General features: G+C 39.6%; 10 protein-coding genes. 8 read left to right on the forward strand and 2 right to left on the reverse strand.

Annotated features, from left to right (window positions below):
* The first annotated feature begins 103 nt into the window (after positions 1-103).
* Positions 104-1,549 carry an aminotransferase class I/II-fold pyridoxal phosphate-dependent enzyme gene (locus tag IAG46_RS04550; protein WP_190809130.1) on the forward strand — a complete coding sequence of 482 codons (1,446 nt, stop codon included), beginning with the start codon at positions 104-106 and terminating at the stop codon, positions 1,547-1,549.
* Here IAG46_RS04550 and IAG46_RS04555 read toward each other — a convergent pair.
* Complete coding sequence (locus IAG46_RS04555; protein WP_190809131.1) at positions 1,542-3,341, reverse strand: glycoside hydrolase family 15 protein; 1,800 nt, start codon at positions 3,339-3,341, stop codon at positions 1,542-1,544. The genes IAG46_RS04550 and IAG46_RS04555 overlap by 8 nt on opposite strands.
* Positions 3,342-3,441: 100 nt before the next feature.
* Between IAG46_RS04555 and IAG46_RS04560 the strand changes: the two genes are divergently transcribed.
* The 6 genes from IAG46_RS04560 to IAG46_RS04585 all read left to right on the forward strand — a co-directional run bounded on the left by IAG46_RS04560 (position 3,442) and on the right by IAG46_RS04585 (position 11,418).
* On the forward strand, positions 3,442-5,649 hold the full coding sequence (locus IAG46_RS04560; RefSeq protein ID WP_190809132.1) for a bifunctional alpha,alpha-trehalose-phosphate synthase (UDP-forming)/trehalose-phosphatase: 2,208 nt from the start codon (positions 3,442-3,444) through the stop codon (positions 5,647-5,649).
* Between the two features lies 1 nt (position 5,650).
* On the forward strand, positions 5,651-7,171 hold the full coding sequence (locus IAG46_RS04565; RefSeq protein WP_190809133.1) for a nuclear transport factor 2 family protein: 1,521 nt from the start codon (positions 5,651-5,653) through the stop codon (positions 7,169-7,171).
* A 124-nt stretch (positions 7,172-7,295) separates the two neighbouring features.
* Positions 7,296-7,799: a VOC family protein gene (locus tag IAG46_RS04570; protein WP_190809134.1), complete on the forward strand. Its 504-nt coding sequence runs from the start codon at positions 7,296-7,298 to the stop codon at positions 7,797-7,799.
* A gap of 11 nt (positions 7,800-7,810) precedes the next feature.
* The gene (locus tag IAG46_RS04575; protein WP_190809135.1) at positions 7,811-9,145 is read left to right on the forward strand and encodes a M28 family peptidase; all 1,335 of its coding nucleotides are present in this window, start codon (positions 7,811-7,813) and stop codon (positions 9,143-9,145) included.
* Between the two features lie 82 nt (positions 9,146-9,227).
* The gene (locus tag IAG46_RS04580) at positions 9,228-10,841 is read left to right on the forward strand and encodes a M1 family metallopeptidase (protein WP_190809136.1); all 1,614 of its coding nucleotides are present in this window, start codon (positions 9,228-9,230) and stop codon (positions 10,839-10,841) included.
* Position 10,842: 1 nt separating this feature from the next.
* Positions 10,843-11,418 carry a YdeI family protein gene (locus IAG46_RS04585; protein WP_190809137.1) on the forward strand — a complete coding sequence of 192 codons (576 nt, stop codon included), beginning with the start codon at positions 10,843-10,845 and terminating at the stop codon, positions 11,416-11,418.
* Positions 11,419-11,440: 22 nt separating this feature from the next.
* Here the strand turns inward: IAG46_RS04585 and IAG46_RS04590 are convergent, their stop codons facing one another.
* Positions 11,441-11,923, reverse strand: a complete 483-nt coding sequence (locus IAG46_RS04590; RefSeq protein ID WP_190809138.1) for a hypothetical protein — start codon at positions 11,921-11,923, stop codon at positions 11,441-11,443.
* A gap of 217 nt (positions 11,924-12,140) precedes the next feature.
* Here IAG46_RS04590 and IAG46_RS04595 point away from each other — a divergent pair, with 217 nt between their 5' ends.
* Positions 12,141-15,341 (forward strand): hypothetical protein, encoded by a 3,201-nt coding sequence (locus IAG46_RS04595; RefSeq protein ID WP_190809139.1) that lies wholly within the window; start codon positions 12,141-12,143, stop codon positions 15,339-15,341.
* The last annotated feature ends 20 nt before the right edge of the window (positions 15,342-15,361 follow it).

Below are 15,361 nucleotides of genomic sequence, written 5' to 3' on the forward strand. Positions count from 1 at the left end.
TTGGAAACCGCTCCTTCTGGGGCGGTTTTTTTTATGTCTTTTTTAACTATGGTGAGTAATAGGAAAGAGAAAATCCAAGTAAAAAAGAAAGTAACTTTATCCCATGAAGGAATCCATTTTACACGAACTATACGACTCCAAGAATTTCCAAAAACAAAGTGAACGATTGCTGGCTCTAGTTTCTCTACATCTAGAAGCTTCTTTGTCTGGACAAAAACAAAAAACCTTAACATGGAACGAACCTGAAAATGAACTCCGTTTTTGGAAAGATTTTTTGGAAAAAGGAAATGAAGAGGATTTCTTTTCTGAAATTTTGAATAGGACGACCCATACCCACAATCCAAAATATGTAGGCCATCAAGTTGGCGTCACTGCTCCAATTACGCTGCTAACCGGCATGTTAAGCCATTTGTTGAACAATGGCATGGCCGTTTACGAAATGGGGATGTCTCCAAATGCCATAGAACGAATTGTTACAGAAAAGCTTTGTAAAACCGTTGGATATGGTTCAAGCTCTGGTGGGTTTTTGACTTCTGGAGGTACTTTGGCCAATCTAACCGCTTTACTTTCGGCCAGAAAAGCTAAGGTTTTACATGATGTTTGGAATGAAGGACATATACGTCCTCTAGGAATAATGGTCTGTGAAGAAGCGCATTATTGTGTAGATAGGGCAGCAAAAATTATGGGGTTGGGCGAGCAAGGTATTATCAAAATTCCTGCTGATGAAAACTTTGCCATGGATATTGAAAAATTGGAGGAATACCATCAAAAAAACACGGCAAAAGGCATACAAATTTTTGCTATCGTAGGCAGTGCGCCTTCAACAGCCACTGGTGCTTACGACAATTTAGAAGCGATACAAAGATTTGCGGAAAAGCATAATTTATGGTTCCATGTGGATGGTGCTCATGGCGGAGCGGCCATATTTTCCGAAAAATACAAGCATTTGCTCAAAGGCGCTGAAAAATCAGATTCCATGGTGATTGATGGCCATAAGATGCTAATGATGCCTACAATTACAACGGCATTATTGTTCAAAAACAAGGCACATTCCAATCATACCTTCAGTCAAAAAGCGGATTATCTTCTAAACGAAACCGAAGAAGATGAATGGTACAATAGTGGACGTAGAACTTTTGAGTGCACCAAAAACATGATGTGCCTGCATTGGTATATCCTCCTTAAACTATATGGTGAAAAAGCCTTTGATGCTTATGTTACCCGTCAATATGATTTAGCAAAGGAATTTGCAAGAATCATTAAAGAAGAGGGCAATTTTGAACTTGCTGTGGAACCCATGTCCAACATTTTGTGCTTTAGATACGTACTATCAGATTTGTCTTTGAAGGAATCCAATAGTTTGAATCAGTCAATTCGTCAAGGACTATTAGAGGATGGGGAGTTCTATTTGGTACAGACCAAGTTGAACGGCATTCATTATCTCAGAACCACGTTGATGAACCCATTTACAACCACGGAACACCTTATAGCTCTGTTGGAAAAGATTAAAACTTCAGCAAAAAAACTCATTGCTAGTCAGGTCAGCTAATGGATTCCAAGATTTTTTCCTCACTTTTCTTTCTTGAAAAGTTAATGGCACATTCAATCAAGGCCAAGTGGGAATAGGCCTGTGGGAAGTTACCTAGCAAGCGTTTGCTTTTAAAATCAATGTCCTCACTAAATAGCCCAAGATGATTGCTATAACCCAACAAACGTTCAAAATAGGCCAATGCCTTATCCTCCTCCCCTATTTTAAATAGACTGTTGATAAACCAAAAAGTACATATGGTAAATGAGGACGAAGGAAGTCCAAAATCATCTTCATTTTTATATCGGTAAAGCAGTCCGTCATTGTTCAAATCCTCCTCAATTGCTTTAACCGTGCTTATAAATTTAGGGTCTTTGGCATGTACAAATCCATAAGATTCCATCAGCAGAACTGAAGCATCCAAATGGTCTGATCCATAAGATTGTACAAAAGCATTGATGTTAGGATTCCACGCATTTTCCAGAATATCCTCTTTTATTTCCTGCTCAAGTAGCGTCCATTCGTTTATTTTTCTTTCTTTACCAAAGATTTTTGCAACTTTGATGGCCCTGTCCAATGCCACCCAACACAGTACTTTTGAAAAGGTAAAGTGCCTGTCCTCTCCTCTAAATTCCCAAATTCCTTTATCTGGTTCTCTCCAATGTTTGTTTACGATCCAAACAATACCCTTGGTAATGCTCCACAAGTCCTCTCCATTTTCAATATCATTCTCAAACGTCACTAATTGTTCGTAAATAACGTCCATCAAAATGCCATAAATGTCATTTTGTTTTTGCTTGTACGCCGCATTTCCAATTCGGACCGGTTTTGAACCTTTGTAACCATCCAAATGGTCCAAGGTCTTTTCTGTAAGCGTCTTTTCCCGGTTTATGCCATACATTATCTGCAATCTCTCATCCTTATCGGGCATCAAATCAATAATGAACTGCAAATATCTTCTGGCAGAATTCTTATGTCCGAGCTCCGCCATCACTTTTATAACCATGGAAGCATCCCTGATCCAGCAAAATCGGTAATCCCAATTTCGTACCTCACCAATAGTTTCTGGTAACGAGGTTGTAGCTGCCGCCAAAACCGCACCCGTTTTGTCATACGTGAGCAATTTTAGTGTTATGGCACTCCGCATGATTTCGGCATTAAATTGCTTGTATGTAGGTGTCCTATCAACCCAATCCAACCAATAGATTTTGGTTCGTTCGAGCTCCAAAGATATTTTTTCGGTGGTTGGCCTAAAGATTTTCTCATTATAGCAGACCAAAAAATATCCATCCTCCTTTAAAAGGATTTCATCACCCTCTAAAACCTGTCTTTTGTTGAAGGAGGTATAGAGAAACAAGGTGTCAAATTTTTGCTTGTTGGTCAAACTGACCACGAAATTCTTTTTTATATGATGGCTCGTCTGACCCTGGGCGTATTCAAGCTTGGGATCATAAAGCACACTGAATCTTGGAGTGCCCGAAATGTGTTTCACATAGCGCACAATTTCTGGTGGAGCGTTGTACTTTCCGGTAAGTTTGTGGTACCTCGGCATAAAATCGTGCACCTCAAAGGTATTTTCCCCATCTGAGTAACGTGTTACCAAGATGGCTGTATTTCTATGGTATTCTTGATGTATTTCGTAATTGTATTTTGTGTGGATTTCGAAACTACCTCCCTTTTTTTGGTCCAAAAGCTTGGCAAACACAGAGGTTGAATCAAATTGTGGCAAACAACACCATTCCAAGGAACCTGTGTCTGAAATTAAAGCAGCACTTCGGCAGTTTCCAATTATTCCGTAATTTAGGTTATCCATAGTAAGGATTTGTATTTCTGTTGGTTATTGTAGGTTTTTACCTTCTTATAAATCGAAAAAATAGGAATTTTATTACATTTTTGTCCTAAAATCACCTTTCATGAGTAAAACTATAATTATTTCCAATAGACTGCCAGTACAGTTACAAATAAGTGATGGTGGCCTAAATGCAATTCCTAGTGTGGGAGGTTTGGCCACCGGCATGAAATCTGTACATAGTGGTGGCGAAAGCTTATGGATAGGGTGGTCAGGCCTTACAGAGGAAGAGACCCCGCCTTCATTGGAAAAGAAGATTGACAAAGCTTTGGAACAACATGGTTGTGCCAAAGTAAATCTTACTACAAAGGAAATGGAGGGGTTTTATTTTGGATTTAGCAATCGTACGATTTGGCCTCTTTTTCATTATTTTCTGGAATATTCTGAGTTTGAACTCGATTTTTGGAACATTTACAAGGCTGTAAATCAAAAATTTGCAGACGCAATTATAGAACATTCAGATGAAAATGATACCCTTTGGGTACACGATTACCAACTCATGTTGGTTCCACAAATGGTTCGGAAAAAAAGACCCAATACCTCAATAGGTTTCTTTCTACACATTCCATTTCCTTCTTATGAAATTTTTAGAACATTACCTTGGAGGGAAGAAATTCTAGAAGGACTTTTAGGTTCGGATTTAATTGGCTTTCACACGTATGATTACGAGCGTCACTTTTTAAGTTCGGTCAGAAGGCTTTTAGGGCTCGATGTCAGTTTTAATGATATCTACTTAGATCATAGGGTAATTAAGGTTGATTCTTTCCCAATGGGCATCGACTATAAAAAGTTTAAGGATGCCGCCATTTCCAACAAAAAGAACATCAAGGAGAAACGCAGTGACCTTCAAATGAAATTGGATGATCATAAGGCATCTGCCCCGGATACCAAGCTCATTTTGTCCATAGACCGTCTGGATTATAGTAAGGGAATAGCAAAACGAATCAACGCCTTCGAATATTTCTTGAACAAATATCCCGAATACAAAGAAAAAGTCCGATTAATCATATTGGCCGTACCATCACGCTCCAATGTTCCCCAATATCAATTGCTCAAAAAAGAAATCGATGAGTTGGTGGGCAGAATAAATGGAGAGCTATCAACTGTAAATTGGACGCCTATTTGGTATTTTTATCGCTCGCTTCCGTTTGAAAACCTAATTGACCTGTACACCTCGAGCGATATCGCTTGGTTGACCCCACTTCGAGATGGGATGAATCTAGTTGCCAAAGAGTACATTGCAACCAGAATTGACAAAACTGGCGTGCTAATACTAAGCGAAATGGCCGGTTCTGCCTATGAAATGAACGAAGCCCTATTGATCAATCCAAATAATTTCGAACAACAGGCCGATACGCTGAAAAAAGCGATTACCATGCCCCGGGAAGAGCAAGTAGCGCGAAATATGTTCCTTCAAAACCGATTGGAACGCTATAATGTTGAGGTATGGGCCAATGAATTTATGGGAGCATTGAATCGGAAAAGTGAAGGAGAGTTCACACGAAAATCCAAAAAACTATCCGATAATATTCAGGGTAAAGTGCACGAAGATTACAAAAAAGCCAAAAAACGACTGCTATTTTTGGACTATGACGGAACGCTCACGGGATTTCACAAGGATCCCCAAAAGGCATCTCCCGATGATGAATTATATCAACTTCTGGACAAGCTTCAGAACCAAAAAAACACTACGCTTTATCTGATAAGTGGAAGAGACAAACAAACCTTTACCCGTTGGTTTCTGCCCAAAAAATATAATATGATCGTGGAGCATGGGGTTTGGATTTCGAAGGATGGTGAAGAATTCAAGCTTTTGGAAAAAGTAAAGGGCGAATGGATGGAAAAAATCAAGCCCGTTTTGGAATCGTTTGTCGATCGTACTCCAGGTTCCTTTATTGAAGAGAAAAATTATTCATTGGCATGGCATTATAGAAGCACGGATCCCGATTTTGGGCAAAAAAGAGCCACAGAACTCAATACTGTTTTGACCAGTCTTATCGGAAATGATGAAATCAGTGTCCTAAACGGCAACAAAGTTGTTGAAATAAAGAGCAGCAATGTGAACAAAGGAAGGGCTTCTGTACGTATATTAAGTGAGGACGACTATGATTTCGTTCTTGCTATAGGTGATGATTGGACAGATGAATTTATGTTTCAAGAACTGCCTGATTCAGCGGTGACGGTCAAAGTGGGGTTAAAGAAAACCCAGGCCAAATACCATGTTGAAAGCACCAAACGCGTAAGAACACTTTTAAAAAGATTAGCAACATAAAATGAACCCCAGATTCTTGATTGCTTTCCTGCTCACCACTTCTACGTATGGGCAGGTGAACACAGACGTTTATCTGTTCGATTTGTCTTTGGAACAGGGAAATCCGGTATTGACCAATCCCAAGAATATTTCGAACAATGAAGGGTATGACAATCAACCCTCATTTTTAGACAACAATACTGTTCTCTTTTCCTCGACAAGGGCTGACCAAACTGATATCAGAAGATTCAATATTGAAGCGGGAAGTACATCTTCCTGGATTTCCAACACCCCTACGGGCAGTGAATATTCCCCTTTGAAGATTCCAGGTAGGAATGCGGTTTCTGCCATCCGATTGGATTTGAATGGATTACAACTGCTTTATGAATATAATTTGATTACAGGAGAGCCTGTCCCAATTCTTGATGAGTTAAAAGTTGCCTACCATTTATGGTACAACGACCACATTTTAATCTCTTCCGTTTTAGTTGGTAATCGGTTGGATTTGGTCATGAGCAATCTAGAAGATGGAACCAATCGTACCCTTCGAAAAAATGTGGGTCGTTCGCTCTCAAAAATTCCAAACTCCAATTTAATCAGCTATATAAGCAAGACTGAGCAACCTTGGCAGATAAAATCCCTTGACCCAAACTCTGGAATTACAAATTACATCGCCAATGTTCCGGAAGAAAGTGAGGACATCTGTTGGTTGAATGCCACTACTATTTTATCTGGAATCGGAAAATCATTGATGAAGTTAAATACTGAAAACGAAGAGGAATGGAGCACGGTAATGCTTTTTCAACAGGAAGAAATCAATAACATTAGTCGTATCGCGGTAAATGAGAACAGAACCAGATTGGCATTTGTGGCAGAAGAATCCATATTTAGGTTAATTGACAGACAGGTAAGTACTTTCAACAATAGGGATTTATTAGGTTTTGTGTCCTGCTATTCAGAAAATGTGCTTGTCCAACGTTTTCCTAATGAAACAATGTATCAAGGGAGGCAAAAAATGACCGAAAACTATGATCGTTTCTATCAGAATACTAAAGATGCCAAGGTCGAAGTGGTCAACCGCATTCAAATTGGAAATACGGTAATAGACGAGGAAATTAGCCGGGTAGACGGGCGCAAAGGACACCAAGTAGCCATTTATGAGGTCAAAAATGGTTTTATAGACTCCATGCGGTTTATCTTTCCAGATCGGGAGACCAACGATTCAGAATCAGTGGTGCAAACACAGTTGGATGCCTACAATGCACGGGATATTGATGCCTTTATGGCCACTTTTTCTGATGATATTGAACTGCTTAACTTTCCTAACAAGCTCGCTCAAAAAGGTACCCTAAAGATGAAGGCCTCCTACGAAGAATTTTTCGAATCAACTCCAGATTTGCATTGCGAAATCAAGAATAGAATCGTTATTGGCAATAAGGTAATTGACGAAGAGTTTGTAACTGCCAACGGTTCAAGTTTCGGCGCAGTAGCCATTTATGAAGTGGAAAATGGCAAGATCGCGAAAGTCACTTTTTTAAGATAAGCCCATCACATTGTAAAAAGGAATTATACCCACACCAAATAGATATTGTTCTTTAATTTGCTCTTATCTTTTTACTGATTTTTAGTACATTCATGCACTTCTTAAAAACAAAACTTGATAGCTCATGAAATATATTCTTCCCTTTTGCCTGTTTTTGACCGTTACCCTCAGCTTTGGTCAAGCAGAAACTGAATTTGACAAGCCCTATATTTCACTAGGAGTCATTGTTTCTGATTTGGATGCATCCCTTGATTTTTACACCGAGGTAATTGGCATGAAACAAACCGGTGAGTTCAGTGTAACTGGACCCATTGGCGAAAGTACCGGTTTAACCGGAGGGGTTCCTTTTGATGTAAAGGTGCTAAAGTTATATGACGACCCCAATGCAACGGAGTATAAGTTGATGTCCTTCAAAAATGACAAGAATACTCCAGAAAAGTATATACAAGAGCGTAACGGCATGCGGTACACCACTATTTTTCTAAAATCAGTTGAAGGTGTACTCAAACGAATAAAGTCCAACAACATTAAATTATTGGGAGAAACCCCTATCGAACTCCCAGATGGAAAAACTTTTATACTTGTCCAGGATCCCGATGGTGTTTTTATTGAGCTTATTGGAAATTAAATGCTAGAAAGATGAAGCAATTTTACACTTTATTATTGGTGCTATTTTGCCTTGCACCTATTTATTCACAGTCTGATTCTAGATTGTACGATATCATTAACAATGTTTCCGTAGAAAGAATAAAAAATGATGTCACCACTTTGGCCAACTTCGGAACACGCCATACTTTGAGCGATACGGTTTCGCAAACCCGTGGAATTGGTGCAGCAAGAAGATGGATAAAATCGGAATTTGAGAAGACCTCGTCCAAATGTAACGGATGTCTTGAGGTATTTTACCAAAAAAACTTGGTAAAAAAAGGAGAAGGCGCAAGAATTGTTAAGGATGTTTGGGTGGTTAATGTGGTTGCCATACAAAGAGGGACCAAATTCCCGAATCGTTTTATCATAATGAGCGGGGATATCGATTCCCGAGTCAGTGATCCCAACAATTTTACATCGGACTCTCCAGGAGCCAATGACAATGCCAGTGGTATGGCAGGTACTATTGAAGCAGCGAGGGTCTTGTCCAACTACCAATTTGAAAACAGCATTATTTATGTTGGACTTTCTGGGGAAGAGCAAGGGCTTTTCGGAGGAAAAGGTTTGGCAGCCCACGCCAAGGCAAAAGGTTGGGAAATCATTGGAATCTTAAACAACGATATGATCGGGAACATCACAGGAGTTGACGGAGTGGTCAGCAACCGTGATTTCCGTATTTTCTCCGAACCTGTACCTCATACCGAAACTGAAGACGAACGCCGAGCCAGACGGTTTTACGGAGGTGAAGTTGATGGCATCTCCCGTCAATTGGCCAGATATGTGCACAAAACCACAAAAACGTACATGCCCGAAATGAACCCTATGATGATCTATCGCTTAGATCGTTTCGGAAGAGGCGGGCATCACAGACCTTTTAACGATGTTGGTTTCGCTGGGATTAGAATCATGGAAGCCCATGAAAACTACACCCAACAACATCAAGATATTCGGGTAGAAGATGGTATCGCCTATGGAGACGTATTGGAACATGTAAACTTTGAGTATGCAAAGAAACTAACTTCCGTCAATGCTATCAATTTAGCATCAATTGCCTGGGCTCCCCCATCCCCTTCTACAGTTGAAATTGGTGGAATTGTTGAACCTTCGGCCAAACTAAAATGGAATAAGATAGAAGGTGCCGTTGGTTATAAAATATATTGGAGAAACACTACTTCTCCCACCTGGGACAATTCAAAATATGTAGGTGATGTTTCCGAATACGTCCTAAATGGTATTGTTATTGATAATTTCTTTTTCGGAGTCGCATCCGTGGGAAAAGATGGACATGAAAGCCCGGTAACCTTTCCCAACAAAATCTTTAGATAATAAAGCTGTAATCTTAAATACTGACACACTGAGTCTGTCGATGTGTTGTCAAAGGAGCAGTCAAAAGTTTTGATAGCAACATATGAAACATTATTTCACATTTATTCTGTTACTATGCGCAACGCATTTTTCCGTATCCCAAAATTTTACCAGACAAGATACGCTTAGAGGGAGCATAACTCCAGAACGTGCGTGGTGGGATTTGAATTATTATGATCTCAACATCAAGGTTGACCCTGAGACGGAAACCATCGGAGGACATAACGTGATACGATACAAAGTATTAGAAGAAGCCGATGTGCTACAAATTGATTTACAAAAACCCTTGAAAATTGCATCCATTTCCCAAGACGGGCAAGAACTAGATTTCACTTCTGAAGGGGCTGCACATTTTGTAAAATTGAAAAAGAAACAAATCCCCGGGGCTTTCAACCATGTGATTGTTAAGTATTCCGGTAAGCCAAAAAAGGCTTTACGGGCACCTTGGGATGGTGGTTTTTCATGGGAAAGGGACAAACGAGGAAACCCGTTTGCCGCAACTTCGTGCCAAGGATTGGGGGCCAGTGTTTGGTGGCCCAACAAAGATCATATGTACGACGAGGTGGATAGTATGCGTATTAGTGTCGCTGTGCCTAAAACGTTGATGAACGTTTCAAATGGAAGACTACGAAGGGTAGATGAAAACAAAGAAAATAAAATCTACACCTGGTTCGTATCCAATCCTATAAACAATTATTGTGTAAATGTAAATATTGGGGATTACGCCTATTTCGGTGAAAAATATCAAGGTGAAAAAGGTGAATTGGATGTGGATTATTATGTACTGCGCCACAATTTGAAAAAAGCAAAGGAACAGTTCAAGCAAACTTCCATGATGTTGGAGGCATTTGAACACTGGTTTGGCCCCTACCCTTTCTATGAAGATAGTTTTAAACTTGTAGAAGTACCATACTTGGGTATGGAACATCAAAGTTCGGTAACCTATGGAAATCAATATCAAAATGGTTATTTGGGCAAAGACCTATCCAAATCTGGTTGGGGACTAAAATTTGATTTTATCATCATTCATGAGGGTGGACACGAATGGTTTGCCAATAATATTACATACAAGGATATTGCCGATATGTGGATTCATGAAAGCTTTACCGCCTATTCTGAAAACCTATATTTAGATTATCACTTTGGAAAAAAAGCTTCCGCGGAATATGTCATTGGCACTCGCAATAATATCCAAAACGATATTCCAATCATTGGAACCTATAACGTGAACAAGAAAGGTTCAGGGGACATGTATTACAAAGGTGCAAATATGTTGCATACACTAAGACAATTGATTGAAGATGATGAATTGTGGAGGCAGATTCTAAGAGGGGTTAATGAAGAGTTTTACCACCAAACCGTTACATCAGTACAAATTGAAAACTATATCAGTGAAAAAACCGGAAAAGACCTCTCCGCTTTCTTTAATCAGTATTTAAGAACTACAATGATTCCGAAGCTGGAATATTCACTTTCAGGAAACACCCTAAAATTTCGGTATGTAAACGTAGTAGATGATTTTGATATGCCAATTCGAGTCTACGTAAATGAAAAAGAGCATTGGATTTTCCCTAACTCAAACTGGAAAACTGAAGCTTTAAAGGGCGATAGCCTTGTTTTTGACAACAACTTTTATATAGAAACCAAAAAGATATAAGTTGGACCAATATCCAGAGCTATATTTTAAAAATGATTCAGGATGGAGAGATTGGTTACATGAAAACCATACCAAATCTGAAGGAATCTACTTGATTTTTTACAAAGTGGACCATAAAATGGATAGCATGCGATGGGAAGAAGCCGTCCGTGTAGCCTTATGTTATGGTTGGATTGATAGTACGGTAAAAAGTCTCGGCAATGGCAAACGAAGACAATATTTCTGTCCAAGAAAACCCAAAAGTGTTTGGAGCAAGGTCAATAAAGATCATATTAAGGATCTTACCAAAAATAACCACATGCATATAAGCGGTCTTGCCGTAATCAATGCTGCTAAAAAAAATGGTTCATGGGCAGCTTTGGACGAGGTGGAAAATGGTGTTATTCCAAAAGATTTACAAAAAGCTTTTGATGCCAATAAAATGGCTTTTGAAAATTTTCAAAACTTCACCAGGAGCCAGCGAAAAAGCTATCTATATTGGTTAAATCAGGCAAAAAGGGAAGAAACTAGACAAAAACGAATCTCGGAAACAATTAAAATGTGCGAAGCTAATATCAAAACGAGGACCAGCCGTTAATTTTCCATTTTTGATGAAGTTATCATGGAGACATGGTATTTACAAATGCTTTCCATTTCTCAATATCACCATCAATGTTAAAGCTTTTATTCTTTTTAAAAAGAGTTGAAAGTCCTCCCGCAACAGAGCCAAATATGGCACCGAGGACCGACATGGACGCAACATTGTCTCCTGTTGAAGTTGCTCCGTACAATCCGCCATCCTCACCAGCTGCGACACCTAAAACCACCCCAACAGCTGTTCCGGTCAAGGCTCCAACACCAACATTGGTGCCGCCTGACCTTCCGGTTTTTATTTTTCCAATATTGCTCACTGGTAAGTTTAATGCCAATTTTTTGGTTTTCAATTGAAGTTCTTTATTCCCCAATGATTGTATTTTTCCCTTGGCAATTTTATTTCCCTGAAGATCAAATACTCGTATAAACATTCCGGTGGTATTCGAACTCTCCTGCGAAAAGGAATTTATTGAAAAAAGCAAAGCAAAAGCAAAAAGTGAAAGTTTCATAAGGTTGGTTTGTAAAGATGACAATGGGAGGAAACCTCTTAAAGATGCTAATTTTACATCAAAAAATCAACCAAATAGCTTAAAAACAGCTTTTTAATTTAATATTCAAACCGTTTTTACTGTGATGTACCAAGGATTATTACAAAGTTGGCCTTAACACCTTTTTAAGAAATCCACTAGCCGTTTTTGGTATCTTTAGGCGACTAATTTAACTCAAATGAAACATTGCTATACCCTATTGATGCTTTTCGCATCCCTCTCCCTTTTTTCACAAGAATTTACAATGGATTTAGTCCAGGATATGAAGCCACGTAACATTGGTCCGGCGGGTATGAGCGGCCGGGTCACATCTATAGATGTGGTCTATTCCAATCCCGATATCATGTATGTGGGCACTGCCTCCGGAGGACTTTGGAAATCTACTTCTGGCGGAATCAGATGGGAACCTATTTTCGATAAGGAAGTTACGGCTTCTATTGGCGCAGTCGCTATTCAGCAATCCAATCCTTCGGTAATTTGGGTTGGAACGGGTGAAGGAAATCCAAGAAATAGTCTAAATGGCGGATATGGTATTTACAAATCCCTAGATGGCGGCAAAACTTGGAAATCCATGGGTCTTGAAAATACAAGACACATCCATAGGGTTATCATTGATCCAACCAATCCAAATGTTGTATATGTAGGGGCCATTGGTTCCCCATGGGGAATTCATCCAGAACGAGGAGTTTATAAAACCACAGATGGAGGTAAAACTTGGAGCAAAATTCTATTTGTAAACAACAAAACAGGTATTGCCGACTTGGTCATGGACCCTTCCAATCCCAACAAATTGATTGCAGCCATGTGGGAACATAAGCGTGACCCATGGTTTTTCAAGTCTGGGGGAGCTGGAAGTGGACTTTACATTACCCACGACGGGGGAGCAAATTGGAAGAAACTAACCGACGAAGATGGTCTCCCAAAGGGAGAACTGGGGCGTATTGGGGTAACTATAGCCCAAAACAAACCCAATATTGTATACGCACTGATCGAGGCCAAGAAAAATGCACTCTACAAATCGGAAGACGGAGGTTTCAAATGGAAGAAAATCAATGACAAAAATGATATTGGCAATCGCCCATTTTATTATTCCGAAATCTATGCGGACCCTCAAAATGAAAATCGGGTCTATTCCATTTTCACCTATGTGAATGTCTCTGAGGATGGTGGAAAGAATTTTAAGCAATTGATGCCTGCGTACCAAGTTGACAATGGTGTCCATCCCGATCATCATGCATGGTGGATCCATCCAGAGAATGGACAATTTATGATCGATGGAAACGATGGAGGCTTGAACATAACCAAAGACGGAGGTAAAACATGGCGTTTTATTGGCAATCTACCAGTAGCTCAGTTTTACCATATCAATATTGATAATGAATACCCTTATAATGTTTATGGTGGAATGCAAGATAATGGCTCGTGGAGAGGTCCTGCATACGCATGGCGTGCCCAAGGCATACGTAACAGTTATTGGCAAGAAATAGCTTTTGGTGATGGTTTTGATGTAGTACCCGATCTTGATGACAATCAATTTGGATATGCAATGAGTCAACAAGGTTTCGTGTCCAGATACGATTGGAAAACTGGAAACAACTATATTGTTCGACCAACTCCTCCCGATGAAAAAACCAAACTTCGTTTTAACTGGAATGCAGGAATAGGTCAAGATCCTTTTGATAATAGTACGGTATACTTTGGAAGTCAGTTTGTGCATAAATCCACCAACAAAGGATTGACCTGGGAGGTTATTTCACCCGATTTGACCTCAAATGACAAAACGAAACAAAAACAGCACGAAAGTGGTGGACTTACCATGGATGCCACGGGAGCGGAAAACTACTGTACCATCTTGGTGGTTGAACCATCGCCTGTCGAAAAAGATATGCTCTGGGTTGGAACTGATGATGGACGTGTTCACTATACCCAAAATGGTGGTTCAAACTGGACAGAAGTGACCAAAAACCTAAAAGGATTGCCCCAAGGATGTTGGATCCCGCAAATAAAAGCCTCTAAAACCAATAAAGGTGAGGCCTTACTGGTAGCGAACGATTATAGAAGGTTTAACTACGAACCTTATGTCTACCGAACCAAGGATTACGGAAAAACCTGGACAAGAATTGTGGATGCTAATGATGTTGAAAGCTATGCTTTGTCTATTGTAGAGGATCCAAAGAATCCGAACCTTGTGTTTTTGGGAACGGATGATGGGCTTTATATCTCCTTCAATACCGGGGATAAATGGCAAAAATGGACTAAAGGTTTTCCAACAGTTTCTACAAAAGATTTAGCCATTCAAGCTCGTGAGAATGATTTGGTCATTGGAACATTTGGAAGGGCTGCTTGGGTTTTGGACGATATTCGACCATTACGGGCTTTAGCATCCAATTCATCCATTTTGCAAAAGGACATCAGCCTTTTTGATAGTCCAGATGCTTATTTAGCGGCATATCAACAAGCCACAGGCAGCCGTTTTGGTGGTGATGCCCTCTATAACGGCGAAAACAGAAAACCTGGGGCCATGATCACCTATTATCTAAAAGAAGGAAAAATTGAGCCCAAAACGGAAGAAAACACAGAGAAAAAAGATAACGGGGCGGACAATGTCAAGTCAGAAAAAGGCAAAGATTCCATTTTCTTCAAGTTTTATGATGGTGATAGACTAATACGAACCCTTAAACATAAAACACCTAAAAAAGCTGGTTTCCATAGAGTTTATTGGAATCTTGATGAAAAAGGGCCAGACAGACCATCCAGAAAAATCAGCAAAAGTAAATCAGAATCAGGTGGCATTAATGTTAAACCAGGCACCTATCAAGTTAAAGTCCATTATGGAGAAGCAACAGATTCCACCAACATAACGGTTAAGTCGGACCCACGACTTAAGGCTTCAACCGCATCTATAAACGAAGTATATGCCACCGGTAAGGAGTTGGAAAAATACATCCAAACTGCCGCAGATGCCGTGAAACAATTGGTACAGAGTAAAAATTTGGCAAATAAATATCAAAAGGAACTAAACGAATTGGATAAGGAAAAGTATAAGGAACAAGTTGACGCATCAAAAGCTCTTATAAAACAAATTGATACAGTGATTGCACTTTATCTAGGTAAGGAGGACAAACGACAGGGTATTACCCGAAACCCTGAAATTTCGGTCATGCAACGGTTGAACACCGCAAACTTTTATGTAGGTACCAGAAAAACTGGTGTTACCGCCACTGAGAAAAGACTGCTTCAATTTGCCAAAGAAGAATTAAAATCAGCTTTGGATAAAACCAATTCTTTTTTCAATACTGATTGGAAACCCTATAGGGAATCCATTGAAGCTTTAGAGGTTTCCCCGTTTAAAGAAACAACAATTTTCACTTTGGATTAAAACGACAAATATTGTCTCCT

Origin of the sequence: Flagellimonas sp. S3867 (assembly GCF_014698935.1) — a bacterium.
GTDB lineage: Bacteria > Bacteroidota > Bacteroidia > Flavobacteriales > Flavobacteriaceae > Flagellimonas.

Coding starts and splice junctions, on each gene's coding strand:
- IAG46_RS04565 (WP_190809133.1), top strand. CDS start 5,651: ATGAACCCCAGATTCTTGATTGCTTTCCTGCTCACCACTTCTACGTAT.
- IAG46_RS04570 (WP_190809134.1), top strand. CDS start 7,296: ATGAAATATATTCTTCCCTTTTGCCTGTTTTTGACCGTTACCCTCAGC.
- IAG46_RS04550 (WP_190809130.1), top strand. CDS start 104: ATGAAGGAATCCATTTTACACGAACTATACGACTCCAAGAATTTCCAA.
- IAG46_RS04595 (WP_190809139.1), top strand. CDS start 12,141: ATGAAACATTGCTATACCCTATTGATGCTTTTCGCATCCCTCTCCCTT.
- IAG46_RS04590 (WP_190809138.1), bottom strand. CDS start 11,923: ATGAAACTTTCACTTTTTGCTTTTGCTTTGCTTTTTTCAATAAATTCC.
- IAG46_RS04555 (WP_190809131.1), bottom strand. CDS start 3,341: ATGGATAACCTAAATTACGGAATAATTGGAAACTGCCGAAGTGCTGCT.
- IAG46_RS04560 (WP_190809132.1), top strand. CDS start 3,442: ATGAGTAAAACTATAATTATTTCCAATAGACTGCCAGTACAGTTACAA.
- IAG46_RS04580 (WP_190809136.1), top strand. CDS start 9,228: ATGAAACATTATTTCACATTTATTCTGTTACTATGCGCAACGCATTTT.
- IAG46_RS04575 (WP_190809135.1), top strand. CDS start 7,811: ATGAAGCAATTTTACACTTTATTATTGGTGCTATTTTGCCTTGCACCT.